Origin of the sequence: Staphylococcus massiliensis, from assembly GCF_043186315.1 — a bacterium.
Lineage (GTDB): Bacteria > Bacillota > Bacilli > Staphylococcales > Staphylococcaceae > Staphylococcus > Staphylococcus massiliensis.
In genome coordinates, this window is the sequence record NZ_CP171119.1 from 1,843,646 (window position 1) to 1,870,159 (window position 26,514).

Here is a 26,514-nt window from a genome sequence, read left to right on the forward strand (position 1 = left end):
TAAGTAGGCGCTTTGTTCATAAATTTGCTATATTACCAACTCGATTTTTTGACACCAGGAATTTGACCTTTATGCGCATATTCTCTAAATGAAATACGGGACATTTCAAATTTTCGTAATACACCTCTTGGTCTACCCGTAACTTTACATCTACGTGTTAAACGTGTTGGTGATGAATCTCTCGGAAGTTTGCGCAACGCTTCATAATCTCCTTTAGCTTTAAGTTCACGTCTTAAATCTGCATATTTTGCTACAAGTTCTTCTCTTTTTCTTTCTTTAGCTATTTTAGATTTTTTAGCCATAAATTATTACTCCTTTTCTAAATCGTAATTATTACGTTTTATAATATAACACATTTATGAGTGAAAGCAATAGCTTAATTTTCTTTTTTAAAAGTAAATTTGAATTAAACATTGCAGTCGCGGTATTTATATGCTATTATAATGAATCGTAAACAGTCCTATTCAAGAAAGGAAGTCATATTATGCGTATTAACGTTACTTTAGCATGTACAGAATGTGGCGATCGTAACTACATTACAACTAAAAACAAACGTACGAATCCAGAGCGTATTGAAATGAAAAAATACTGCCCAAGATTAAATCGTCATACATTACATCGCGAAACAAAATAATTTAACATATAAACCTCATCTCATTTTTCAAACTACGACAAAGAGGTTATTGCATATTAAAAAGCTAAGGCTCTCACATGTATTTGTGTTCATTGAGCCTTAGCTTTTTTAATTGACTATTATATAGTAGAAATACGTCACTTTAGACGTTACTACATAACTATAACGTTGAAATGATGACCATCTATATCTGTGAATACGCCCCCATAGTAGCCATACGACATCTCACCTGCTACCTTAATTTCACCACCACTTTTACTAACGTTTTCCATCAATTGATGAAACGTATGTTTATCATTAACCGAAATAGAAATTAAAGCGTTCGCATGATGCTGAGTAAGTTCACTCTGAGCGAAATGTGCAAACCGTGTTTCATGTATGAGCATGATAACATTACTTGATGATGTTCGAGCAGCAAATAATTCATGTTCATTTTCTGGTTGCGTCTGAATTTCAAAACCAATTGCTTCATAAAATGCCTTACTTTTACCTAGATCTTTTACTGGTAGATTCGTCCACGTGTGATCAATCATCTTCAATTCCCCACCCTTTTAAAGATTAAATTATAACACTTCCACTACTTCTCATTTTCACATTCCTATACTAATAGAAAGTAAACACAAAAGATATGTTGTATTATACCAAATATTACTTAAATTTAGAAAATTGCGTAAATTAATTCATATATTACTCAAAATTGTATTGAATATTAACACTTTAAAGCGTACAATTATAGAAATACTAAAACTTAGATATAGGGAGATAAAGAAATGGAAGAAAATAAAATGCAGAGAGGGTTGAGTTCGCGGCACATATCAATGATTGCTATTGGCGGCGCAATTGGTACTGGACTATTTGTAGCCACTGGTGGCGTCATTTCTCAGGCTGGTCCTGGTGGTGCGATCTTAGCATACCTAATCATAGGGGTCATGTTGTACTTCTTAATGTCATCAATTGGAGAGTTAGCTACATTCTATCCAGTATCAGGATCTTTTAGCTCATACTCATCTCGCTTCATCCATCCATCGATGGGGTTTATAATGGGTTGGCTCTACTGGGCCATCTGGTCACTCGTAGCAAGTGTAGATATTATCGTTGCTTCTAGTGTGTTGAATTATTGGTCGACATTCCAATTCATGTCACCTGTTTGGTGGAGTATCATATTTTTATGTTTATTGTTCTTATTAAACATTTTATCTGTAAAAGCATTCGGTGAAGCTGAATTCTGGTTATCACTGATTAAAGTAATCACAATCATCGTCTTTATCGTATTAGGGATTTTAACGATTTTCGGTATTTTAGGTGGTAAAACATATGGATTCGGTCACTTTACAACTGGAGAAGCACCTTTCGTAGGTGGTATTTCAGGATTCCTAAGCGTGCTACTCATTGCAGGATTTTCTGTTGGGGGAACTGAAGTAGTCGCTGTTACAGCTGGAGAATCAAACAATCCTGGTAAATCGATGCCGAAAGCAATTAAACAAGTATTCTGGAGAATTTTATTATTCTATGTGTTATCAATTGCAGTTATCTCAGCAATCATTCCATATACAGATCCAATGCTTTTAAATAAATCAAGTTCTGTTAACCAAAGTCCTTTTACAATCGTGTTTGACCGTGTAGGTATTGCATTTGCAGCGTCGGTCATTAATGCAGTTATTTTAACATCACTATTATCTGCAGCGAACTCAGGTATTTATACGACGAGTCGTATGCTTTTCTCAATGGCTCATGATCGACAAGCACCTAAATTCCTGGGTAACTTAAACGCTAAGACAAAGTTACCTATGTCGGCTTTATTCACAACTTTCATTGTCGTATTAGCTGTCATCGTTTATGCGAATTTTAATGAAAATAGTGTTATGAATTTACTTAATATCATCGGATCACTCGTTATTTTTGTTTGGGCTTCTAGTATTTGGGCGCAAATTAGAGTACGTCGTGCTATAAAGGCACAAGGCAAAGATATTAATAAATTATTGCCATATAAAGCGCCTTTTTATCCAATAGGTCCAATCATAGTTATCTTAACATTAATTTTCCTATTATTTGGTAACTCATTTAATGCAATCATTCATTTAGATTTTTATAAGGTATTCCAGAACTTCTTACCAATTATCATTATGGTTGCAATCTTTTTCATTCATAAGATTGTTAGAAAGACATCTTTTATCAAAATCAAAGATATCGATCTTTCAGAGCATGAAGTTCACAAATAAGTTCATAGAACACTCATTAAGGTAGGTATCAGAAGTCGTGATGGCTTCTTACCTACCTTTTTCATTTTCAAAAAGCATGCGCAGTTTAAATTAAGTTAAAAAGATAATATTTCTCATCTTTTAAAAATATAGTATAATAATAGTAAGGAATATCGTGCAAAGGTGGAGTTGTCATGGTAGGTCAAACGAATTTATTTGATGACGTCATGAAAGAAGAAGAACGTTTTGTAATTGTTGTTCAATCACTTGAAGAGAAACATGGTCAGTTAATTAAACGTACGTTACGAGAATATGGAAGCTTAACGCATGATCAAATGGAACGTTTATTCGACCATTTAAAGGACTTATACTTACACGAACCATTTGCAGAAAAGCAATCGGCGTTTTCGATTACGGTATACACGAACCTAGATTACGCTGCAGACCAAATTTATGCACTTGTCAAAAGACATCGTGGTAAGCATGAATGGACACACACAGCTAAATAAATACTAAAAAGTCGTGAGCATTATATGACTGAGGGTAAATTTCTCAAGTCATTTATTGTCTCACGACTTTATATTTATAATTGGATTAACTTTTCTAAGGCATGTGGAATGCCATCTGAATCATGATCTAGCGTAATATCATCCGCTATGTCCTTTAAAGCTGGAATCGCATTACCCATCGCGATGCCACGGCCTACTACTTGAAGTAACGTTGTGTCATTCGAACTATCACCAAATGCGACGATTTTTTGCATAGGTACATCTAGTTTGGTCGCTAAATGTGTAATAGCTTCACCTTTAGAAACAGACTTAGCCATAAATTCTAAGAAGAATGGCTTACTTGTAGTCACATCAATGTCATCATTAAAGTTACCCTTTAGTGTTTTAAGAACCGTTTCAATGTTCGCCTCATAATCTACGCCCATCGCTTTTGGTACATCTTCATTTATGTACGCTTTAATATCAGCTACCTTCTTAAGCGGCAATCCAGTGATCTCAGATTCAATCTGTTCATATTCATGATCACCTTCAATGATGATTTGACCATCTTTATAAGATAATGGTAAAAAGCCTTTCTCGCGGCAATAATCTACAATTTGATCTAAATTTGGTTTAGAAATAAGATTACTATCAATTTCCTTCTCCGATTTAACTTCAATGGTTTTAGCACCGTTATAACTAATGATGTAACTATTAAACTCATCCATCTTTAGTTCTTTTGCTACAGGTAACATTCCTTCAGTTGGACGACCAGAAGCGAGTACGACTTTGTAACCCTTTTCTTGAAGGTCAATTAAGTACGCTTTCGTTTTAGCGCTGACTTTATTTTCAGATGTCATCAATGTGTCATCCATATCCATAACAATCATTTTATAGGTCATGTGACGAAACTCCTTTCTAATTCAATCTTTATTTTACTAGAAAGTAGCATCTTCGTATACGACTTTGGCTTTAACACCCGCTTCATTAATCGTAACGAACTCTGTCTGACAATCTTTGAACGCTTGTTTAAGTTCTCTTACAAACGCACCACTGTCTTCCTTATTAATTAATGTAAGCATTGTAGGACCTGCACCACTTAGAACTGTTGCATAAGCATGATGGCGCGCACCAATCTCTTTAATTTCAGCCATTTCTTTGACTAAATGACTACGGAATTGCTCATGAAAGCCATCTTGCATCATCAGTTTTCCTGCTAATTTATAATCATGTTGAATTAAAGCACTAATCATCGTGTTACTAATCGCACTATATTGAACAGCTTCTTGATAATTAAACGCGTCTGGTAATACGTTACGGGCATCTTCTGTTCTTAACTCATAAGATGGAATAGTTAAAACTACATCCACTTTTGGCGTATCGATATACGAAATATCCGTCGTATTTTTTTGACTATTATAATACCCCACAACAAGGCCACCATAAATAGTAGGTGCAACGTTATCTGGATGTCCTTCGATTTCAGTTGCGATTTGAAGTAATTCATACTTCGATAATTCAAGCTCTGTGAAGAAGTTTGTAATGTATAAACTTGCTACGAGTGCTGAAGCAGAAGATCCTAGACCTCGGGCTAAAGGAATTTCACTACGCATTTTAATTTCAAGGTTCGGTAGCGTTACATCAAACTTAGAAGCGACCTTATGCGCGATTTGATACATATAATGATCGGAATTCGTAGGTAAACCTTCAAGATTAGGACCCTCATGTACAAAACGCCACGAATCACCTTCAATTACTTTTGCTTCTATCGTTAAATATTTATCTAATGCCATACCAATCGAATCAAAGCCAACACCCAAATTGGCTGTCGAAGCTGGTACTTGTAAAAGTAACTTTTCTTTCATGTTACTTTAAAGCATTCTCGATATATTCAATAATTTTGTCTTTGTCGTTCGGCAATGGTTGGATTGGGTTTTCCAATAAATCGATTGCTGTATCAGGGTCTTTTAAGCCATTACCTGTTAATACAGATACGACCTTAATCCCTTTCGGTAATTTACCTTGACGATGTAATTTAATTAAGCCTGCAATTGAAGCGTTACTCGCTGGTTCACTAAAAACACCTTCGTTTTTAGCCATCAATTGATACGCTTCTAAAATTTCTTCATCCGTAACACTTTCAATTAGGCCATTTGACTCATCTAGGGCTTTTAAAGCTTTATCCCAACTCGCAGGGTTACCAATACGAATCGCTGTCGCAACCGTTTCAGGGTTCTTTACTACTTTATTTTGAACGATTGGTGAAGCACCTTCAGCTTGGAAACCGTATAAAGTTGGACGCCCTGATTGATGCTTGTCATCAAATTCTTTAAAGCCTTTCCAATACGCCGTAATATTACCAGCATTACCTACTGGAATAGATAATACATCCGGCGCTTGACCATCTAATTGTTCCACGACTTCAAAGGCAGCCGTCTTCTGACCTTCGATACGGAATGGGTTTACAGAGTTCACAAGTTCAATATCACTATTTTCTGCAACTTCTTTAACAATTTCTAATGCCTCATCAAAGTTACCATCGATAGAAACGATTTCTGCACCATACATCACCGCTTGAGATAGTTTACCTAAAGCAATTTTACCCTCAGGGATAACGACAATGGCTTTCATACCAGCGCGGGCAGCATAAGCTGCAGCTGAAGCTGATGTATTACCAGTTGACGCACAAATGACAATCTTCTTACCTGCTTCTTTAGCTTTCGTAACGGCCATAACCATGCCTCTATCTTTAAAAGAGCCAGTCGGATTCAACCCTTCAAATTTAACGTACAAGTCTATGTCAAGCATTTCTGACATCTTATCACAATAAATTAATGGTGTATGCCCTTCGTTTAACGAAACTTTTGGTGTATTTTCATCAAACGGTAAATATGCTTTATATTCTTCTACTAAACCTTGCCATCTTTTCATAACAAATCAATTCCCTTCAACTGGATAAACTTTTTCGATTTCAAAACCTTTAGCTTCAAGTTCTTTTACTGGTGATTCGTCTAAACCAACAACTAGAATGCTTGCTGTAGAATCGTCACGATCTTTGACCTTTAAAGTTTTGTGCAAAGGTAACGCGGCTTTAATGTCATCTTCTAATTGAAAAGCCTCTTTGCCTTGATTATGAACCACAATGTAGAAACTTTCCTTAGATTTAAGTTTAGTTTCATCACCTGACTCCATCATTTCTTTCGTTTCATCTGTTTTAAGTTCAAAATGAGGCGGTAATGTGTGTAAGTTAGATTCAAATTGAAGTGCAACGTTTAATAAATCACTTGCTACGGCACTACCTGTAGCTAAGCTTCCAGCACCTTTACCGTAGAACATCGTTTCACCTACAGCGTCACCAATGACATAAATTGCATTAAATTCATTTTCTACAGATGCAAGTTGATGTTCCTTACGAATTAAAGTAGGTTCAACCGAAGCTTGAACGCGCCCTTTGTCATACGTTCCTTTACCAATTAATTTAATTTTATAGCCTAATGCATCTGCTAGCGCGATATCGTCGGTTGTTACTTGACTGATACCTTGGCATTTAACATCTTCTAAACGAATTACTTGGTTAAATGATAAATAAGAAGTGATTACTACCTTACGTGCTGCATCGATACCTTCTACATCGTCTGTAGGGTCAGCTTCAGCAAAACCAAGCGCTTGAGCCTCGTCTAAAGCATCTTGATACGAAGCATTTTCCTGGGTCATTTTAGAAAGAATGAAGTTAGATGTGCCGTTTAAGATACCCATAAATTTACTAATATTATTCGCATTTAAACCATTGTTTATGGCGTTCACGATTGGGATACCACCCGCAACACTGGCTTCAAATTTAAGGGCTACACCATTCGCTTCAGCTAAATCTTCTAATTCTCGTAAATGAACGGCTAATAAATCTTTGTTTGCTGTAATGACGTGTTTACCTGATGATAAAGCTTGTTTAAGCCAATCTACTGTAGATGTGATACCACCCATAACTTCGATGACAATATCTACTTCTTCATCATTTAAAATGTCCTCAACATTTTCTGTTAAATGATATTGGGTAATATTAATAGGACGCTTCTTAGACTTACTACGCACTAATATATGTTTAATATGTAATTTCTTACCTATCGTATCTTGAATTTGTTGTTGATTCTCCTCAATGATTTTAACAACGCCTGATCCAACTGTACCTAGACCGAGTAATGCGATGTTTAATTGTTTCATAATCAATTCCCCCAATGTGTTCTTTTTAAAAATACAATTGTATAGTTGAAAAATACGAGATTATGGTTTAGTATAATTTCATTACTTACTTTTGTAAAGTTCGAAATTTTTAGAAAATACAATATAATAATAGCATTATTACGTTAAAAACTAAACTCATTTTTTAATTTGTCATGGAAGGTGTTTGTTAACTATGAAAGTAGCAAAATTCGGAGGCAGTTCTGTCTCAAATGCATCTCAAATCAAAAAAGTTCTAAATATTGTGAATGAGGACGCTGATCGTAAGATTGTCATCGTATCAGCCCCTGGTAAAAGATTTAAAGAAGATGTTAAAACAACTGATTTACTTATTCGTTTGTATGAGAAAGTTATGAATAACTTAAATTATACGAATAAGAAGCAAGAAATTATTGATCGCTTCAAAGATATCGTCGAAGAATTAGATTTAAAGCATGATATTTTACATACTATTGATGAGACTCTAGAGCATCACATTAAGACACTTAAAAATGAACCTGAGCGTCTCCTTGATGCGTTACAATCTTGTGGGGAAAACTTCAACGCGCAATTAATTGCCGAGTATAACAACAACCAAGGTATCCCAACGCGTTATATTTCACCTAAAGAAGCAGGTATCAAAGTTACAGACTTACCTGGTAATGCAATGATTCTTGAATCATCTTATGATGAAATCTATAAACTACGTGAATATAAAGAAAAGCTTATTATTCCAGGGTTTTTCGGCGTATCTGAGTCGAATTACATTGTGACTTTTCCAAGAGGAGGCTCTGATATCACAGGTGCAATTGTAGCTAGAGGCGTGCGTGCGTCGCAATATGAAAACTTTACGGATGTTTCAGGTATATTTAAAGCTAATCCGAATATCATTCAGGACCCAGAAATGGTTGAGGAAATTACGTATCGAGAAATGCGTGAGTTATCATATGCAGGCTTCGGCGTCTTTCATGATGAGGCATTACAACCGCTTCACAAGGATCGCATTCCAGTCGTAATTAAAAATACGAACCGCCCGCAAGACCGTGGCACTTACATCGTTCATGACAGAGAAATTAACACTTCAAATATCATATCAGGTATTAGTTGTGACAAAGGATTTACAAGTATTAACATTAAGAAATATTTAATGAATAGACAAGTTGGTTTCACGAATAAAGTCCTTAGTGTTCTTGTTGAAAATGATATTTCATTTGATCACATGCCTTCAGGTATTGATAACATCAGTATTATCTTACGTTCTGATCAAATTAAAGGTAAAGAGCGTAAAGTATTAAATGAGATTCGTAAACGTTGTGATGTTGATGAGTTAAGTATCGAGGATGATTTAGCAATTCTTATGATTGTTGGCGAAGGTATGAGTCAAGTTGTAGGCACAGCTAACAAAATTACGCAATCATTAGCGAACGCAAACATTAACTTGAAGATGATTAACCAAGGGTCGTCAGAAATTTCGATGATGTTTGGTATTTCGATGCATGATGCTGACAAAGCAGTTCGTACAACATATCAATACTGTTTCCCTAGATAATGAATAAACCACACACAATGTAGCGTTAACATACATTATGTGTGGTTTCTTTTATGTTGGTCGACAACATCTTGAATAATTTTCTCACCAACTACGAGTTTTAGGGTTACAAATTGAAAGTAACTTAGATTATCTATTAAATTACGATAGTTCTTATGTTTAATTAGTTTAAAAGGCTGATTCAATTCATACATAAGTACAATTTCTGGTTTTATATAATCGACATTCCATTTAAGTGAATGATAGTAAATATTTTGTTCAGGCATTCTGATATCTCGATCTAATCGATAAATCCAATCATTATTGTCTACATCATAAATAATGATCGATAAAATTTGCTTACCGTCATCAAAAATATCTAAACCACTAATAAGATTGTAATCAACTTTTGATTGATCGATATATTCATGGTTCTTAATAAATCGAATGTCATATTTATTTGGAATAAGTTTGATAATCTTAGAAATACGGTCTCGATTAATACATATTTCAATTAATCCATTATATTTAAGTTCGTCATATAAAAATAAATTTGTAGCTATATCACCGTGGAATTTGAAATCATTAGGTGCACGGCGGATCATTTCCTCTATTAATTGAATGGCACTTTGATCAGTTTGTGTCATGTTGTCACCTCCATAGTAAACGCTTACATCACGGTACAGTATACGTTATCGCCATCTATCATTCAACACATGCATCTATTAATTTCAAAAAACGTCAAAATATAATTTATATCATTTAGAATTAGTTTTAATGTCATTACTATTTAACAGGTAAATATCTTTAGCTTGTTTACTTAAATACGCTTGTATATCAGCGTATACTGAGTCTTCGCCCTTAGAATTGTCACAATTGCTCGTACAAGAAACGTTTTTAAAGTAAGCTGTGATCTCGATATTATTTAAATGACGATTTTGAGTAATGTCGTGGATATATCCCGCTTCCCTATTAACGACACCATCTGGAATGATAATGTCCAATTTAGAATGTTTAGCTACATAAGCCATGACGTGCGTCGATGCACTCAAAATAGATACTTCTTTATTTTGATTACTTATCTCGTCTATTACCTCTAGACAACTTGGATGATAATCAAGCGCAATGATGTCACCATTTCCAAATTTTTCTATAACGTCCTTTATATTTATTTGCGAAATATTTTCCATTTAAAATTCCTCTCTTTTAAAATATCTAGAGTTCCAATTATTCAATTAACTAAAAATGTGTTAGTATAGTAAAAATCAATGATTTTATTATATTGTGTCATTAAATCCATTTTATAATGGTATTTACTTTTAAAATAATAATAAATTTATTATAATCGAATGGTACCGATAAATAATTTATAGGGGTGAAATTTATGACATCAGCTAATCAGGTAAACGCATCTATCATATTTGAATATGAATTGAAACGTAAAAGTCTAATTAGTGAAATTAAAAAGAAATATGGTTTAAAATTGAATGATTTTATCTTTCTGCATCATTTGAGCACCTGTGATAGCAATAGAATTCCATTAAATGAAGTTAAGAAATCACTCACATTTAGTTTAATGGAAATCCATAAGTCACTAACAGCTTTAACAGAAAACCAAATTATTGGGAAAGAACGCTCTTTAGAAGACGAACGTAAGGTTTTCATTACTATTACTGAAAAGCAAAATAAACATATGCACAAATTGCTAGATGAATTTGATGCATTAATCCAAGACATCATGAATGAAAACCAATAGTAGAAAAGCAAACAATTTATGTTAAAAGTTGTTTGCTTTTCTAAATAACTTTTATATGTAATTTACTTAACCATTCACTTAATATTTAGATAATAAACATGAAACGCACCGTTAGAGATTTTTAACTTCCCTTAACAGTGCGCTTTTTTTATTTCCATAAATTTAAATGGTTACGTTTCGCTTCTTCTTGAGCTTGCTCAAGTTTATCTCGATACTTATCATTTGGCGGGTAGAATTTAGCCCGCGCCAAGCCTTCCGCTACAATTTTCTCATTATACATGTCGTTATCATTCATCCACACATACGCTAACGTACGATCATATTTATCATGCGGTTCTTTGTCGTACTCGAGATATACATGCTTGTGCGTTAAGGCCTTTTTCGTATAATTCGATGCCTCTTTACCGTACGGTTGAACAGGTGTGTTCGGTTTGACGGTTTCCGGTGTATCGACACCAATTAACCTTACTGTTAATCGTTCATTATCATCCGTTGTCACTTTAATGGTATCACCATCGACAACGCGTTCTACATAAACCTTTTGCTTATCTGAATCAGAATGCGTTTGTTCAGATTTAAAAGGCCCACTTTGGTTAATGAACTGAAATATTAAAACAATAACGATGATTGCACCAAGAATTAAACCTGAGGATAATTTTTTAGATTTCATAGATGTTTCACCTCTCATTACATTCTGATTAATCTTAAAGTATTTCGATGTTTCCGTCAATGAAATGTGAATAATTATACGTTACTATACGCTTGCATTTCTATGTGTATTAACCACAAAAATGTTATACTTAGTGTGTTAAGGAGTGAAAGCGTTGAATATTAAACAAGAGAACACAATTACCGTCATTGCTGTAATTGTTGCTATGATTATTGGTTTAGCGTTGCAAGCGATCTTTAAATTACCGTTAATCGTCGCTGCAATCATTGGCATACTTCTAGGTCTTCTAGTTGGCTATATCATGATGCTCGTTCGCCATAAAAAGAATAAAAATAATCGACATGACTAACTTAAAAAAGCAGGTATGTAGACATATACAAACCTGCTTTAATTATTTCACTATTCACTTATAACTTTTAATCGTTCATGCCATACCCAGTAGTTCGCGGCATGATCATAAACCCGGCACCAACCATCAACAATCTCATAAATATAAAACAACTGGTAACCGCCATACGTTTTCTGCGTTTTAATCCACGATTCACCTTCTCGCTCACAAATTGTAACGCCCTCGTCATTTGAGATAGCCAAACAGACATAATCATCATGAGCTGGATATCGACAAGGTGGCATGGCGCCAGCAATAAATTCCACATCGTTATCTTCATTCTCCTTATAATCATTCATTTTCATATAAGAAGAAACTTTGTCATAAATGACTTTCATGTCATTGCGGTGGTAACCGCATTTTTCTAGGATGTTACCTGGATCTTGCTTATCCGCCTGCAATTGCTGATGACCTGGCAAGTGCGTGTAAGGATTAATCCCCCACTTATCACACAAGTAAGCCGTGATCTTGCACGTATTCTCAAACGATTGCTTCGTTCGCGCAACATCGTTAAAGTAACAAGCCTCAATACCTATCGCAACATCATTCGCATTGTCTTGATACCACTTGTTATCTAGTGTCACGTTATAAAGCACGTGCCATGCCTTCTCTTGAAAAGGCACGCAAATCACACATTCCTTATCGTCTACAAATACATGCGCTGACGCAGTACGACTTTCCTCAATGTTATAAGTATTACGATAATAATCTATGTTATTCTGAGCAGTCGCATCAATATTACCCGTATCATGAAAGACCATAAATAACGGTGTTTCGCGTGACAATCGCTCACCAGAACGTCTCGTTCCGAAAGGTAAATAATCTTGATAAACCTTAATGCCATTCCATTCTCCGATAAACGTTTTCGTCATAACGGATCCCCCTTTTTAAACGTAGATGCAGACTTAAGCCGTGCTTTAATTTGATCAGGAATCGGGATACCAAGCTCGTTGCAGTTCTCAATAATACTCGTACTTTCTGAAAAGACATAGTACAACACACTTCCATTGATAAAGATACCTTCTAAATTAAAGATGACATCTATAATATTCGCTACGATGACGATACATATAATACCAATTTTCTTAGAATAACCAACCATCGTGCGCTGACTCCATAGCGTACGATTTCGCCATGCTTTTAAAATACCCGTTAACATATCTAAGATAATCAGAAGTAGTAATGCGTAAAATAGTTGTTTATGACCTGAATAAAATAGTGTTGAAATTGAAAAGATGTACGTTTCATCTAAATTTGTCATATCATTCACTCCTTTTTCTATATATCGAAAAGGGTGTGATGAAATGTTCAAACGAATCGAAAGAGCGTGAGACACTACGTCCCACGCTCTATTCATTGCTTTCTTTTATTGTGGTTCTTCTTTCGCTTTTGCTCTATCTTCTTTCGTCATATGCACATAGCGCCAGTACATGAGACCTGTCGCGATTAACCATAATGGGAGGAACATAACGGCACCACGCGTTTCCTCACTAAAGCATAATAAAACGAATATAAATAAGAAGAACAATAATACGACGATGCCTGAAATATAGCCACCTTTGAGTTTAAATGTATTTTGCTTACGTTTCTTCTTATTTTTAAAAGCATATTTAATATAAGACAGTATAATAAGTACCCATACTAAGAGATACAATACTGTAGAAAGTGTTGTAATAAAGACGAACACAGCCATCGCATTAGGGAAAATAAAGTTTAATAATGCCGCCACAATTAAAATAGATGTTGAGATAAACATCGCGATGTGTGGCACCCCTTTTTTATTCGTTTTACCCATGACTGGCGGTGCTTGTTTGTCCTTTGCTAAACCGTATAGCATTCGACTATCAGAGAAGATACCACTATTTGTTGCAGAAGCGGCTGCGGTTAACACAACAAAGTTAATCACACCTGCAGCAAAAGGTATCCCGATGAGTGAGAATACTTGAACATATGGACTTGAATCAGAAGAAATTTTATCCCAAGGTGTCATCGACATAATGACAACGAGTGAACCTACATAGAATAATAGAATACGAATCGGTACACTATTAATCGCTTTCGGAATTGATTTCTCTGGATCTTTCGTTTCACCAGCAGTCACACCAATTAACTCAATCCCGATAAAAGAGTAAACTGCCATTTGGAACGACATTAGAAATCCAGTCATACCATTTGGAAAGACACCATTGCTCCAAAGATTCGTAAACGTCGCTTTACCGTGGGATCCTTGAAAGCCCATAAAAATAAATATAAGACCAACTACAATTAATGCAATAATCGTAATAACCTTAATCATAGAGAACCAGAATTCGATTTCACCGAATAAGCTAGCTCCAAACATATTAAAAATCATCAAAATTAGAACAATTAATAATACCGTTAACCAATTGGGTATCTGCGGAAACCAATACGAAACATATGTACCCATCGCGGTTAAGTCAGACATGGCTGATGTTATCCAACTCATCCAATACGTCCAACCTATTAAAAATCCAGCATAGTTACCCAAGTTATCGTTAGCGATATCAACAAACGATTTGTACTTCGTGTTACTAAGTAGTAACTCTCCTAGGCCACGCATAAATAAAAACAGTATCGCACCAATGATGAGATACGTAATGATAATAGACGGACCTGTTAATGCAATCGTTTGACCCGAGCCTAAGAATAGACCCGTACCAATCGCACCACCAATTGCTATCAATTGAATGTGGCGATTGCTTAATCCCCTTTGTAAATCATTTGCCATATTTAATTACCCCTTTGATTAGCGTTAAATAATTTATATTTATTTAGGAAACTATTTAACTACGGTTCAATGATAAAACATACAGATAATTATTGCAATTGTAATATTTTTTAATTTTCTAAAAATTTAGTTTAATACTTATTATAGATACGTTTTGATACAATCAACTTTTTTGAAATCGCTTTCTTTAGAAAGAGTGAAATTACACTTCGCGCACCTACACTCCTTTTCAAATAGAAAAAAGCTGAGGCACTCTTACTGCCCCAGCTCAAATTAAAGTTTTATCTACCTAGCACATTAATCCACTTATCTGGCTTCATGTAATCGAATTCTTCGGTAAATTGATAATCTGTCACGATATAATCCACATCATCGATGGCACTGATTTTGTAAGACGTCTCTTTGTCACGCTTCGTATAGTCCGTTAATAAATACGATGCCTTACTTTGCTTCAACATTAACGACGACACGATGGCCTCTTCCCACTCGTACTCATAAGCGTATAACGCATCGAACGCTCCACAAGATATAAACGCTTTATCAAAGACGAATTGTGAAATTAAGCTATTGGTCATTGAGCCACTAACAACATCCTGTTCGAAGTTCGTTTTTCCAGCTAACATAATGACTTCACCATCAATACGTTCTTGTTCAATCGCTTTGTTTAACTCAGCACACACTAGAATCGAATTCGTCACAAATGTAACAGACTTTAAGTTCTTAAGATATTGTGGCAAGCGGCCCGTCGTTGTACCACCGTCTATCACGACTACATCGCCTGAATCAATTAACGTGGCGGCGTAACTTGCGATCTGGTTCTTACTACTCTCTTGCTGCATCCACTTACGCTCAAAGGGCTTTTCCTTATTGGTATGGTTATAAGGTATTGCACCACCATGCACACGCGTGATGACCTTATCATCCTCTAATATTTGAAAATCTTTGCGTATCGTCTCAGGTGTCACTTGCAGGAAAAGCGCCATATCTTTAACGGTCACTTTATGATAATTTTTAACACGATTAACGATATATTGAAATCTTTCATTTTGATTATACATCTTTCTGTACTCCTATACGTGAATGGTATAATTGCCATTTTCCTGTTCGAAAACGGTGCAACATTACGAGAAAACGTAATGCTTCGTCTAAAATATTGATACCTATGATGCCTAAAATTCCTAGATGGAATTGAATGCCAAATAAATAAGAGAGTGGAATGGTTAGCACCCAAGTCGTTATGATTGATACAACAACTGGATAACGCACATCACCTGAAACGTTTAAAATATCTACAATGAGCGTATTTAAAGCGCGTACAGGCTCTAACAAAATAAAGCTTATTAATAAAATCATGACCCAGTCGAACACTGATTTAGGATGGAATAGATGTGGTCCTACGATAAACACAATTGCGATGACACAAAGCATGATAATAATGGATCGCATAAATGTTATTACGAGATGTCTTTTCACAAAGGTGTGTAAAAGTTGATATTTATAACGTGCGATGAAACGGCCAATGTAAATCTGACTCGCTACGCCATATGCCATAGCGACGCTGAACGAAATGCCTGCTAGAACGCCACTAATGGACTTAGCAGCAACCATCTCACTGCCAAGCATGGCGATAAACGCGGTTAAGAATACTTGAGACACGTTATAAGAAATTTGTTCACCCGCACCCGGCATTCCAAGTTGCACAATTGGATAAGCGATGCGTTTCTTTATTAAAAAGTCCTTTAATTGAGGTACGGCAATCTTCAAGATGAAATACGTTAAGCAGACTAATCCAATGACGCGACTGATGTTCGTTGCCCACGCGATACCATAAATCGGATCGATAAAGCCTTTAGGAACCACGAATAGTACCATCGCATTTAGGACGATGTTAATGACGTTGATCACAATTGAAACGATGGTAGACTGCTTAGGTCGATCGAGTGTCCTTAAGATTGTGCCTAAAAGCATATTCGTTGTATTCATGAACAATAGGTATAAAATCGTTTCACTGTAATGATACGTATCCGTGAAAATGTCACTCGGTACTTGTAAGACGTGTAAAATAGGTGTTAAACATAGTAGCACGATCCCAGCTAGAATGAGTGACGCGATTAGGTTAAAAGACATGCTATGGTATATTTCGTGTCGAATCAGGTGCTTTGATTGTTCTTTGTGATGAATCAGACGAATAGATACCCCGACGTGAATAATCGTGATGAAGAATGTCACCAATATCAAAAACTGATTGGATAAACCAACCGCTGCTGTCGCTTTACTGCTATAAACCGACAACATTAAGGTATCCATTTGATTCATCAATAAGAAGAAGAGTTGCTCTATTAATATCGGTATAAAGAGCTTTTGAAATTTATGTTTAGAGAGCCCCATCAAATTCGAGTACTTTCGTTTCAAATGGTTTATCTTTACGAAGCGTTATTTCACGAGCGCCTCGATTTAAGTCACCATAAGCATTGTAGCCACTGATACGACCGTAACCAAGTTTGATGCCATGGTAATCAATCATAAAATCATTACAATGATCGTGCCCTACAAAGACACCTTCAACATCGCCATTGATTAATAACTGTGTAAACATACCTGAATTTAACTTGGCGTATCCAAGCTCATCTTCAAAGATACCTCTAAAGTCTTCATGCTCGACATCGCGTATCGCCTCGTACTCTTGAAGTGCAATATGTGTGAACATGAGATTATGATGTGCGACGTCTTTATAAACGGTTTCTCTAAGCTCACGCATCCAATTGACGTGTTGTGGATGAATGTAGCTATATTCACCGATATGGTGCGGACAATAATCGCCACCATCAATGATATAAATCACATGTGATAGTTCGCCGTCCATCTCAATTTCAATGGTATAAGCTTCCTTATCGTCAACGATCAAACTGTGCTTTTTCTCAACATAGTTTTGAAAGCCCTTTTCAATCTCTCTAATGTCACCACGTGAAAAGCGTCCTTCTGTATCGTGGTTACCAAATGTCGTCGCAACCTTAACATCATATTGATTAATATATTCTACGAGTCGTTTATAAGTTTCATCAGAATGTACGATGCCCTCAGACCAAATTTGGTCGCCAGTCATAATAATTAAATCTGGTTGATAATAGCGAATCATATGATCAATTAACGTATACGTTTGTTGGTCTTTGTCATCGTGATGCGGACTTAAATGTAAGTCGGCTAGTTGTATGATTTTAAAGTTATCCATGATTACTCTCCTAACTATTCTTTAGTAGCGCCAATATTTGCGCCTTTTACAAAGTGCTTTTGCACAAAAGGTAATACCAGAATGGCCGGCACTAAAATGAGTACGATAACTGCCATTTGAAGTGAATCACCAGTGATGGTGATCTTATCTAACATTTGATACATACCAGACTTTTGTTTCAATGCATCTGAAATCGCTTGTTGTGTCGTCAGCATATCTTGTAACACAGTCGCAAGTGGCTTCAAGTCAGGGTTTCTTACGAAGAATGCACCTGTAAACCAATCATTCCATTGTGATACAGCATTGAATAGTGCAACCGTTGCGATAACTGGTTTACTCATTGGTAACACAATTCGCGTAAAGATTTGGAACTCGTTGCAACCATCGATACGCGCCGCTTCTTGGACACTATCTGGTAGTTGGTTAAAGAACGTGCGCATGATGAGTAAGTTATATACGCTATATAAAGACGGCAAGATATAAACCCAAATTGTATCCGTGATGTGTAAGTTGTTAAGTAGGATATATAAAGGTACCACGCCACCACTAAACAACATCGTAAAGAAGATAAAGAATGTAATCAGTCTTCTAAATGGTAATGTTTTAGATTTCAGTGCGTAAGCCGCCATTGCCGTAAGGACAACGCTAAGTATCGTACCTACAACAGTACGAAAGATGCTAATCATTAATGCATTAACGATGGTGCCCTTTTTGAAAAGCTCTCTAAAGTTATCAAGTGAAAATTCTCTTGGCCAAAAGTAGATGCCACCTCTTTCAGCATCTGTACCACTATTAAACGCTAAAGCAAATATGTTCAATAGTGGTAAGATGATGGATAATGAGAGGCCGATGATACAAATGTAAGAAATGATACGTACAATCATGCCGCTAATATCTTTTTTATGACTCATATTTCCAACTCCATCTTTAGAATCTTACTTTGGTATCTTCTTTCTTCATTTCCTTTTCAATCATGTCATCAAATTCTTTAATACCTGCGTCTTCAAGTTTTTGACGCGCTTCATCTAAGATCTTCTTAGCTTCGTCTTCAGATTTCGCATAGTAAGCGCGTTTGACAGCTTCGTCATAATTATCTAAAGCAATTTCAAGTTCCTCGCCGCGTTCAAATTTAGGTAAGAATGATTTCACAGTTAAACCATCAATGACTTTAGCGTTCTTAAGTTTCTCATCATAATCCCACATGTCAGCCATTTTCTCAGGATTTGTCTTCTTACCTTTTGCACGCGCGTTATCACCGTATTCGCGTTCACCAAAGTCCGCTTTACGATCAATATCAGTATAACCAAGGTGTTCAGCCCAATATGCACCTACACCGCGGAAACCACGTTTCTTCGCTTTATCAGGATTTTCTTCTAATTCACGAAGTACTTCTTTCTTAACGACAGGATTACCGTCTTTATTAAGCTCGTAGTCACGGCCTTCAATACCGTATTGCGCAAGTAATTTACCTTCACGACTTGCTAAGAAGTCTGCGAATTTAACGATATCTTCTGGGTGTTCCGTTGTTTTAGGAATTGACCAACCTGAGTAACCAGTTTTGTATGGTAGTTCCATTTGATATTTACCTTTAGCATTGTTTAACGGTCCCATTGGAATATATTTCATGCTTTGGTTCTCAGTTACATAGTTGTGTAATTCAGAAACAATACCGAATGAACCATTCACGATACCTTCTTTGGCTTTATTTTCTTCCATCGTACAGAATTCTGGGTGCATTAATTTCTTTTCCATGAGTTCGTGAACATGTTTCACACGTTTCATACCGTAATCTGTTTCAGCTTCGTGTTTCACTTCGCCATCTTTTTCCATAAATTTCTCATCAGCTGAACCAGTCCATACTAAGTCATTGTAGAACGGTGTACGGTCACTACCACCCCAAGCTGTTGGACCAATAGGTGTAACTGGTTTGCCATTGTCGTCTTTAAAGCCATGCTTCTTAATTTTTTCAGCAACTTTTTGCATATCTTCTGATGTTTTAACATCAGTTGGATCGATGTTTAATTTTTCAGCGATGTCCTTTCGAATGTAAGGCCCGCCTACTGTTTTAGGACCTGGGTCACCTGGTTTACGATTAACACTCATGTGCACAAAGTACGTGCCATCTAAATCGTCACGGAACATAATATTGTCTCTAGTATCTTGTGGTAAGTAGCCTTTTTCAAAGTACTTACTATAAACATCTGTATCTTTTAACATATCTGTTAAGTCTGTAAGCTGACCTTGCTTAGCTGCTTTCGTTAAGACTTTCATTTCAGGACGACCGCTATCATTTAAGTAATACGCGATGAAGTCAGGAAGGTCGCCTGACGCTAAACCTGATGTTAAAGCTTCTGTAGAATCATTACCTGAAGCTTTTTGAAGTTTTAATGTAATACCTGTTTTTTCTTTAATCTTCTTTTGAATTTCTGGATTCATTTCAGGTGACACGTCACCTTCACTTTCGAATACAAGTCCCGTAATCGTACGGTCAGCAATCCAAGTGTCTGGTTTACCTTTGGCATCTTCTTTACGTTTCTCTTCATCTTGTTTTTTGTCGTTGCCACATGCTGTAACGAATACTAATAACGTACATAACAATAAAGCGAAAATTTTCTTCATTTTTGATCTCCTTTTTAAAATAATGATGTGTCGAATTTACGAGAAGCAAGTTTATTCACTACAAGAACTAGAATGAGGCCTATCAAGCCTTGAATTAAGCCAATTGCTATCGCATAACTGAAATCACCTTGTTGAATACCTGTTCGTATAACGTAGGTATCAATAATTTCTGATACTGAAGCGTTACCAGGTGTCTTAAGTAAGTAGATTTGGTCGAACCCGGCTTTTAAAACATCGCCTAAAGACAAGATAAATAGAATGACCATAGTCGGAACTAATGACGGAATCGTGATGTAGATAATTTGTCTTACACGATTCGCACCATCTATCGCTGCAGATTCATAAATGTCTTGGTTAATGCCCATGATTGCCGCGAAATAAATGATTGAATTCCAACCAATGTCTTTCCATATATAACTTGAAAAGACAATACTTAAGAAATACTTCGGTTCCATAAGGAAGTGCGTTGAACCGTCACCACCAAATGTTTTAGCGATTTCGTTAATCAGACCAGTGTTCGGAGCTAAGATGCTATGCACAACACCAATAACGACTACCCATGATAAAAAGTGTGGTAGATATGTGATGCCTTGAAGAAAGCCACGTAAACGTTTAAATCGCGTTTGGTTGATTTCATTGAACATGATTGCAAGTATAACTGGGAATGGAAACGCGAGTACGAGCTTCACAAAACTAATCACAAGTGTGTTGATAATAATGCTATAGCTTCTAGAATCACCGAAAAATCGTTTGAAATATTTAAGGCCAATCCAATCGCCACCCCATAAACCTTTATCAAATCTAAATTCTTTAACTGATAGAATAAGACCTGACATCGGTAAATAGTTAAATATGAAAAAGAACAAAATACATGGTAATAGCATTAAATAAAGCATTTTGTGTGACCACATGCGTTGTAATAGCGATGCTTGATGTACACCTTGATTTGATTTCTTTGAAAATAGATTTAACATAGACGCACCTCCTAGACTTCTTGAGTTTGACGTTCAGTGACTTGATGCGTAGATGCGTTTTGAATAATGTCGCCTGATTCCTGGTCGAAAATATGAATGTCCTTTAAATTGAAGCCTAGATTTACATGATCACCAACGTTAAAGTGCACATATGAATCAGTTGATGCAATATAAGTTTCGTCGTTATAAACACAATATAGAAGCTGATTTGAACCAATTCGTTCTACTAACTCAATACGTGCTTCGTTTAACATAAAGTCGTGTTTGAATTGATCCGATGCTACCTTTTCAACAACAATGTGTTCAGAACGTACGCCTAAGGAAACATGTTCGTTGTTTAAATCTAGTTGTGTTTTAGGTACTTGAACAGAAGTATCTTTAGAAAATTCAAACGCTTGCCCTTTTAACGAGAAATCAAGCATATTCATCGGTGGTGTACCGATAAAGCCAGCTACAAACGTGTTTCGAGGTTGCTCGTAAATTTCTTGTGGTGTTCCCACTTGTTGTATGACACCATCTTTCAGGAGTACGATGCGTGTAGCCATCGTCATCGCTTCAGTTTGGTCATGGGTAACGTATATCGTAGTAGCTTTCATACGACGATGCAGGTCAATAATTTCAGCACGCATTTGATTTCTTAATTTCGCATCTAAATTTGATAAAGGCTCATCCATTAAGAATAGTTTTGCGTCTCTGACTATGGCACGGCCTAGTGCAACACGTTGGCGCTGACCACCTGATAGCGCTTTAGGTTTACGCTTAAGTAAGTGATCAATTTGTAGAATCTTTGCCGTTTCTCGAACACGGGCATCGTAATTTTTCTTCTTAATGCCTCTCATCTTTAAACCAAAAGCCATATTTTTATAAACACTCATATGCGGATACAACGCATAGTTTTGGAATACCATAGCGATATTTCGATCCTTTGGTTGAAGCTGGTTAATTACCTTACCATCAACTTTAATTTCGCCATGGGAGACATCCTCTAAGCCAGCGATCATACGAAGTGTTGTAGATTTCCCACATCCCGAGGGACCGACGAAGACGATAAATTCGTTGTCTTCAATTGATAGATTAAAATCCTTAACTGCATGAACATCTTTTTCGTAAATCTTACTTAAGTTGTTAATTTCTATCATTTCTACACCTCAATAATTATTACTAACATTAGTATAGAAGTCGTATGTAAAATTTTTATTTATCAATTATTAAAATAAAACAAACCAAAAATTTTTGTTTCGATACAAACAAAAGTAAAAGTTATATAAATGTACTTAATTAAGTATTTTTACATCATAAAATCTGGTTTTATTTCCAAAAGAAAACAAAAATCTTAACATTTAATTCAATGTAAGCGTATTAAAATTAATAAACTTTAATAAAATTACATACTGATAATTGATAAGATTGTGATTAAGGCAATTTTTAGAAAGATTTTAAGTTTCAAAAGTTTTAAATCGTGTATATTTTCCGTACATTTATTAAATAAGGATTCGATTGGTTAGATAAGTGTTTTTGATTAGAAGGAAAGTGTTTAAAAAAGCAAAAGTAAAAGGCTAAATTGGATAGATGACTTTTGCTTTAAAAGTGAATGAAGCGAGACATAAAAAACCTCCACTAAACATCATGTTTAATGGAGGTGTTGAGATACACCGCATCTAAGACGCTCTATGAGTACGCTGCGTCCTTTCTGCTTGATGTTGCTTATTTTTCTTTTTAGAAACAATCATAAATAAAACAAATAAAACGACAATTACGAGACATAAAATGATATTGATGACAGTTTTTAAAACTGGAATTGGGTTTGTGAAACTATTAATGCCGAGTAGGATAACCATACCAACGTTAATATTCATAATAATATTATATAAATCGTCCATAATAAGCCTTCACTTTCTTAAATTTAGGTTTAAAAAATGATAATGTTCAAAAACAAACTACTTATATAACTATAATTATGATATACCCTATTCTTGAAATCAAATACATTTTTATTTACTTTTATATATAAATAGATAATAATGATTATTTATTCTGCTAATAAGCAACCCTTATGATGGAACTTCAGTTCTTTTCGTGCTGTGTTTGCGAACGATTGATGCGACTAATGTTGAAATGAATCCAAATGTTAGTAATCCAATAAACATAGCAATGGTACCGTTAAATTCTAGGCCTTGATGCATGTATAATAAGCTTCTAAGTTCTTCTACGTAGTATCTAAATGGATTCCATGGTAGAAAATAATCAACGTAGAATTGCGGTAACATTTCTTTTGGTAACATAATCACTTGAAGACTAAAGAATAGTAAGACCATAAAGATAGGTATTGAGCGAATACCTAGCCATGACATAACACCTAAGATAAGTGAAATGAATCCAATAATTGCGGTTGCGATATAGAATGAAATCTCAACTTCGTTCGGAATGTTTACATCTAAGATATGTTTCAGATAAAATACGTATCCAAATCCGCCTACTAAGCCGACGCCAATCGCCATCATGAATTGGAACAACGTCGCTTTGATACGGTCACTCACTTTAATGAGGTTACTTGAACGAAATGCGAAGAATAAAAGTACAGATGAAATAATCGTTGTCAGCCATAAAGGTGTAAACATTAAGAATGGTAAATTACCATTAGCTTGGTGACTTGAAACTTTGTTAATATTATCCTTCTCGACTTTAACAGGATTAGTTAAAGCATTAACATCTTTCGCATTTACTTGTACATCTTGTTTACTTAATAGACCGATTGTTTGTTCCGTAATCATATCATTCAATTTCGTACCCAGTTTTTCAAGAATTTGAGATATCATTTGAGAAGCCTGCATATTCGCGCCCTCATTCACAATCGTCGTAAGTTGACCTTGCTTTACCTTAACTGGTTCAGCGCCTTCTTTAGATTGCATCTCTTTAAGTTGTGCCTTGTCAATTTCGTTAGCTTTAACCTTTGCTAACATCTCCTCTTTTTTAGCGTCTTGTAGAATAGATACATAAGGAACTAAAAGATAAAGTAACTTGGATTGAAGTCGATGACAAAAAAGAATTAAATGAAGGGTTCAAAGATCAAGACTTCTATGCAGCGGTTGTATTTGATAAGGACTTTTCAAAGGATGCAATGAGTAAAGGGGTATTTTAATGTTTTTGACGAATTGCTCACCTACATTAACCTTGTTCCCTTGCATATCCATACCTTTATCATTATTAACGATCGCTATTGGAAGTTTATGTGGTTTAGGATTATAACCAGGATAGAACGCTGTTGCTAAAAGCATTAGAACTAATAATGCGATAAGCGGTGCTAACCATAATAATCTACTTTTTAAAATATTCATATCCTTACTCCTTTCTTTTAATGAACATGGTGTTGATTAATTATCACATTGCCTATTATAATAAGATTAATAATGAAAACAATATGCAATGTTATATAGGATGTTCGTTTATCAACACATATATATAAATTGTCTATTAAAAGGAGGCAGAACATGGCTGAAGATCGTCGAAAACGTAAATCTAAACAAGCTATCGAAAAAGCATTCTTAGAATTATTAAGAACAAATACGATTGAATCTATTTCAATACAACAAATTTCAAAACTAGCTGATATTAATCGCGGTACCTTTTATCTTCATTATGTTGATAAATATGACTTATTAGAAAGTCTTGAAGACCGATATATGTCTGAGCTTAAAGAAAGAGTTGGTGTGCCTAATGCCACTTTGAAAAACATGGGAGCTGAGAACTTCTCTAACTTTATTATCGACACAATCATTGACTTTAGTGAAAAACATGATGCTTATTATCAAGCAGTACTGAGTACATATAACAATACAAATTTCGAAACTAAGATTGAAAAAATTATACATGAGATACTTCAAATAAGACTCAATAACCGAACGCATATCAGAGGCGTTCCTGTTTCATATTTTATTAGTTATGTGTTTTCTTCTAAAATGGGCTTGTTAAATAAGTGGATTAAAGAAGGTAAACAGATACCGAAGAGTGAAATTAAGCGGTACTTATATGAACTTGATAAAAATGGGCCAGTAACTTTAATCTTTAATGAGATTGAAAAATAAAAAATGGGACTAAGATGAGTTCGTCTTAGTCCCATTTTGTTTGAGTTATTTTAAATCTTTTCGTTTAAATACATAAGTGTCATTCTGAATTTCATATTCGTCTACTGTCTTAATGTAGAATTTCTGTTCTTTAGCGAGCTTGGTCGTTGATAAACCACTTAAGTGCTTTTCATCAGGAATATTCACTTTAGATGGATCGAACGTTAAGGTACCGACCGAATAGTCTGATTTAAGTGACTCTACCGAATCATTAAAGTTCAAAGCAACTTTATTTAGATTTTGATTCTGAAGATACTTCTTGTAAGTGCTAGGCTTGTCTTTCTTGATAGATTTCAAAGCCTTCTTACTACTAAAGACTGTTACGAGACCTGGTTTCTCTTCACCATTGTCTATAACCACAAATCACGGTTTAACAAAGTCTTTTTTCTTAGTAATTAATCCTTTTTCTTCAAGGGTCTTCTCCATATCTTTAGGCTTAATACCTGTTAATTCACGCATTGGCACATCTTTTTTCAAAAGATAGTTCTTGATTTTGCCTTGTTTCGAAATCACGATATTCTTAATTGTTTCGGGTGCATCCATTTCAGAATCCGTGTACGAATTATAAAAGACATGTGTATGCTTATCTTTAATCACATCTTCAAAAGTTACTTCTTTCTTATCTTCAAGCTTCGATCCGCAAGCTGATAAAAGTAATACGATTGAAGCCATAAATATTAATAACTTTTTCATAATTTAACCTCTTTTAATATTTGATAATTTACACTATCTTAAAATATTCTACACCGATTTTCAATAAGGAGTTAAAATTATTTACAATTGAGTCCCGCTTGTATCTAAACATTAGTGTTCTCTGGGGGCACTAAAAACATTAACCAAATAACTATAAAAATATCTATTCCGAGTAATAGCACGCCTAGTATTATGGGAATGAAGCTGTGCTTCCATAACCCTACAGCTAGTAATATAGTTCCAACAATCAAG

At 35.3% G+C, this 26,514-nt stretch carries 31 protein-coding genes; 7 read left to right on the forward strand and 24 right to left on the reverse strand.

Translation table 11 applies throughout. The features are described from left to right. Positions 1-32: 32 nt before the first annotated feature. Positions 33-302, reverse strand: coding sequence for a 30S ribosomal protein S14 (gene rpsN / locus ACF3N8_RS08915; RefSeq protein ID WP_009384394.1), 270 nt, complete (start codon positions 300-302; stop codon positions 33-35). Positions 303-484: 182 nt separating this feature from the next. On the opposite strand from rpsN, the gene rpmG reads away from it, so the two are divergent. Next, complete coding sequence (gene rpmG, locus ACF3N8_RS08920; RefSeq protein WP_009384392.1) at positions 485-634, forward strand: 50S ribosomal protein L33; 150 nt, start codon at positions 485-487, stop codon at positions 632-634. Between the two features lie 152 nt (positions 635-786). On the opposite strand, the gene ACF3N8_RS08925 is transcribed toward rpmG, so the two are convergent. Next, positions 787-1,167 carry a VOC family protein gene (locus ACF3N8_RS08925; RefSeq protein ID WP_009384390.1) on the reverse strand — a complete coding sequence of 127 codons (381 nt, stop codon included), beginning with the start codon at positions 1,165-1,167 and terminating at the stop codon, positions 787-789. Between the two features lie 237 nt (positions 1,168-1,404). On the opposite strand from ACF3N8_RS08925, the gene ACF3N8_RS08930 reads away from it, so the two are divergent. Together ACF3N8_RS08930 and ACF3N8_RS08935 are read left to right on the forward strand one after the other, a co-directional pair. Then, a complete protein-coding gene (locus ACF3N8_RS08930) occupies positions 1,405-2,853 on the forward strand; it encodes an amino acid permease (protein WP_238100682.1) in 1,449 nt (482 codons plus the stop codon). Positions 2,854-3,026: 173 nt separating this feature from the next. Next, positions 3,027-3,341 (forward strand): hypothetical protein, encoded by a 315-nt coding sequence (locus tag ACF3N8_RS08935; protein WP_009384388.1) that lies wholly within the window; start codon positions 3,027-3,029, stop codon positions 3,339-3,341. Between the two features lie 74 nt (positions 3,342-3,415). Here the strand turns inward: ACF3N8_RS08935 and ACF3N8_RS08940 are convergent, their stop codons facing one another. Genes ACF3N8_RS08940 through ACF3N8_RS08955 form a run of 4 tightly spaced genes read right to left on the reverse strand, consistent with a single transcriptional unit; the run spans position 3,416 to position 7,538 of the window. After that, positions 3,416-4,222: a Cof-type HAD-IIB family hydrolase gene (locus tag ACF3N8_RS08940; RefSeq protein ID WP_017176538.1), complete on the reverse strand. Its 807-nt coding sequence runs from the start codon at positions 4,220-4,222 to the stop codon at positions 3,416-3,418. 36 nt (positions 4,223-4,258) lie between these two features. Beyond that, the gene (thrB, locus tag ACF3N8_RS08945) at positions 4,259-5,185 is read right to left on the reverse strand and encodes a homoserine kinase (RefSeq protein WP_017176539.1); all 927 of its coding nucleotides are present in this window, start codon (positions 5,183-5,185) and stop codon (positions 4,259-4,261) included. 1 nt (position 5,186) lies between these two features. After that, positions 5,187-6,251: a threonine synthase gene (thrC, locus tag ACF3N8_RS08950; RefSeq protein WP_392449839.1), complete on the reverse strand. Its 1,065-nt coding sequence runs from the start codon at positions 6,249-6,251 to the stop codon at positions 5,187-5,189. Positions 6,252-6,257: 6 nt separating this feature from the next. Then, positions 6,258-7,538 (reverse strand): homoserine dehydrogenase, encoded by a 1,281-nt coding sequence (locus tag ACF3N8_RS08955; protein ID WP_238101977.1) that lies wholly within the window; start codon positions 7,536-7,538, stop codon positions 6,258-6,260. Between the two features lie 193 nt (positions 7,539-7,731). Here ACF3N8_RS08955 and ACF3N8_RS08960 point away from each other — a divergent pair, with 193 nt between their 5' ends. Then, positions 7,732-9,084 carry an aspartate kinase gene (locus ACF3N8_RS08960; RefSeq protein ID WP_238100686.1) on the forward strand — a complete coding sequence of 451 codons (1,353 nt, stop codon included), beginning with the start codon at positions 7,732-7,734 and terminating at the stop codon, positions 9,082-9,084. Between the two features lie 35 nt (positions 9,085-9,119). Here the strand turns inward: ACF3N8_RS08960 and ACF3N8_RS08965 are convergent, their stop codons facing one another. Further along, the gene (locus tag ACF3N8_RS08965) at positions 9,120-9,710 is read right to left on the reverse strand and encodes a hypothetical protein (protein ID WP_009384377.1); all 591 of its coding nucleotides are present in this window, start codon (positions 9,708-9,710) and stop codon (positions 9,120-9,122) included. A gap of 111 nt (positions 9,711-9,821) precedes the next feature. After that, positions 9,822-10,253 carry a hypothetical protein gene (locus tag ACF3N8_RS08970; RefSeq protein WP_009384375.1) on the reverse strand — a complete coding sequence of 144 codons (432 nt, stop codon included), beginning with the start codon at positions 10,251-10,253 and terminating at the stop codon, positions 9,822-9,824. A gap of 194 nt (positions 10,254-10,447) precedes the next feature. Here ACF3N8_RS08970 and ACF3N8_RS08975 point away from each other — a divergent pair, with 194 nt between their 5' ends. Further along, positions 10,448-10,819, forward strand: a complete 372-nt coding sequence (locus ACF3N8_RS08975; RefSeq protein ID WP_009384374.1) for an accessory regulator family protein — start codon at positions 10,448-10,450, stop codon at positions 10,817-10,819. Positions 10,820-10,967: 148 nt separating this feature from the next. Here the strand turns inward: ACF3N8_RS08975 and ACF3N8_RS08980 are convergent, their stop codons facing one another. Beyond that, positions 10,968-11,489 carry a thermonuclease family protein gene (locus ACF3N8_RS08980; RefSeq protein ID WP_009384372.1) on the reverse strand — a complete coding sequence of 174 codons (522 nt, stop codon included), beginning with the start codon at positions 11,487-11,489 and terminating at the stop codon, positions 10,968-10,970. Between the two features lie 154 nt (positions 11,490-11,643). Here ACF3N8_RS08980 and ACF3N8_RS08985 point away from each other — a divergent pair, with 154 nt between their 5' ends. Then, positions 11,644-11,838 (forward strand): hypothetical protein, encoded by a 195-nt coding sequence (locus ACF3N8_RS08985; protein ID WP_009384370.1) that lies wholly within the window; start codon positions 11,644-11,646, stop codon positions 11,836-11,838. Positions 11,839-11,888: 50 nt separating this feature from the next. Here ACF3N8_RS08985 and ACF3N8_RS08990 read toward each other — a convergent pair whose 3' ends face one another. The 13 genes from ACF3N8_RS08990 to ACF3N8_RS09050 form a co-directional block, all read right to left on the reverse strand. Continuing rightward, entirely contained in the window at positions 11,889-12,749 is an 861-nt protein-coding gene (locus ACF3N8_RS08990) for an N-acetylmuramoyl-L-alanine amidase family protein (RefSeq protein ID WP_392449840.1), read from the reverse strand. Further along, complete coding sequence (locus tag ACF3N8_RS08995) at positions 12,746-13,138, reverse strand: holin family protein (protein ID WP_238101976.1); 393 nt, start codon at positions 13,136-13,138, stop codon at positions 12,746-12,748. The genes ACF3N8_RS08990 and ACF3N8_RS08995 overlap by 4 nt, the downstream gene beginning before the upstream one ends. A 105-nt stretch (positions 13,139-13,243) precedes the next feature. Next, a complete protein-coding gene (locus tag ACF3N8_RS09000; RefSeq protein WP_238100688.1) occupies positions 13,244-14,626 on the reverse strand; it encodes an amino acid permease in 1,383 nt (460 codons plus the stop codon). A 281-nt stretch (positions 14,627-14,907) separates the two neighbouring features. Beyond that, positions 14,908-15,684: a DeoR/GlpR family DNA-binding transcription regulator gene (locus ACF3N8_RS09005; RefSeq protein ID WP_238093522.1), complete on the reverse strand. Its 777-nt coding sequence runs from the start codon at positions 15,682-15,684 to the stop codon at positions 14,908-14,910. Further along, positions 15,677-17,038 (reverse strand): MATE family efflux transporter, encoded by a 1,362-nt coding sequence (locus ACF3N8_RS09010; protein ID WP_235044511.1) that lies wholly within the window; start codon positions 17,036-17,038, stop codon positions 15,677-15,679. The genes ACF3N8_RS09005 and ACF3N8_RS09010 overlap by 8 nt, the downstream gene beginning before the upstream one ends. Next, the gene (locus ACF3N8_RS09015) at positions 17,001-17,855 is read right to left on the reverse strand and encodes a metallophosphoesterase family protein (RefSeq protein WP_009384360.1); all 855 of its coding nucleotides are present in this window, start codon (positions 17,853-17,855) and stop codon (positions 17,001-17,003) included. Before ACF3N8_RS09015 ends, ACF3N8_RS09010 begins: the two co-directional genes overlap by 38 nt. Positions 17,856-17,869: 14 nt before the next feature. Then, a complete protein-coding gene (locus ACF3N8_RS09020; protein ID WP_238093523.1) occupies positions 17,870-18,766 on the reverse strand; it encodes a carbohydrate ABC transporter permease in 897 nt (298 codons plus the stop codon). Positions 18,767-18,782: 16 nt separating this feature from the next. Beyond that, positions 18,783-20,474, reverse strand: coding sequence for an extracellular solute-binding protein (locus ACF3N8_RS09025; protein WP_238100689.1), 1,692 nt, complete (start codon positions 20,472-20,474; stop codon positions 18,783-18,785). A 14-nt stretch (positions 20,475-20,488) separates the two neighbouring features. Further along, entirely contained in the window at positions 20,489-21,448 is a 960-nt protein-coding gene (locus ACF3N8_RS09030; protein WP_238093524.1) for a sugar ABC transporter permease, read from the reverse strand. An 11-nt stretch (positions 21,449-21,459) separates the two neighbouring features. Further along, complete coding sequence (locus tag ACF3N8_RS09035) at positions 21,460-22,587, reverse strand: ABC transporter ATP-binding protein (protein ID WP_009384354.1); 1,128 nt, start codon at positions 22,585-22,587, stop codon at positions 21,460-21,462. Between the two features lie 519 nt (positions 22,588-23,106). Further along, positions 23,107-23,328 carry a hypothetical protein gene (locus ACF3N8_RS09040; protein WP_009384352.1) on the reverse strand — a complete coding sequence of 74 codons (222 nt, stop codon included), beginning with the start codon at positions 23,326-23,328 and terminating at the stop codon, positions 23,107-23,109. Positions 23,329-23,499: 171 nt separating this feature from the next. Then, on the reverse strand, positions 23,500-24,408 hold the full coding sequence (locus ACF3N8_RS09045) for a phage infection protein (protein WP_238101975.1): 909 nt from the start codon (positions 24,406-24,408) through the stop codon (positions 23,500-23,502). 99 nt (positions 24,409-24,507) lie between these two features. After that, positions 24,508-24,783, reverse strand: coding sequence for a hypothetical protein (locus ACF3N8_RS09050; protein WP_238100691.1), 276 nt, complete (start codon positions 24,781-24,783; stop codon positions 24,508-24,510). 153 nt (positions 24,784-24,936) lie between these two features. On the opposite strand from ACF3N8_RS09050, the gene ACF3N8_RS09055 reads away from it, so the two are divergent. Further along, entirely contained in the window at positions 24,937-25,530 is a 594-nt protein-coding gene (locus ACF3N8_RS09055) for a TetR/AcrR family transcriptional regulator (protein ID WP_392449841.1), read from the forward strand. Between the two features lie 45 nt (positions 25,531-25,575). Here the strand turns inward: ACF3N8_RS09055 and ACF3N8_RS09060 are convergent, their stop codons facing one another. Further along, positions 25,576-25,929, reverse strand: coding sequence for a hypothetical protein (locus tag ACF3N8_RS09060; RefSeq protein ID WP_238101973.1), 354 nt, complete (start codon positions 25,927-25,929; stop codon positions 25,576-25,578). A gap of 3 nt (positions 25,930-25,932) precedes the next feature. Further along, positions 25,933-26,262, reverse strand: coding sequence for a hypothetical protein (locus tag ACF3N8_RS09065; protein ID WP_238101972.1), 330 nt, complete (start codon positions 26,260-26,262; stop codon positions 25,933-25,935). Between the last annotated feature and the right edge of the window lie 252 nt (positions 26,263-26,514).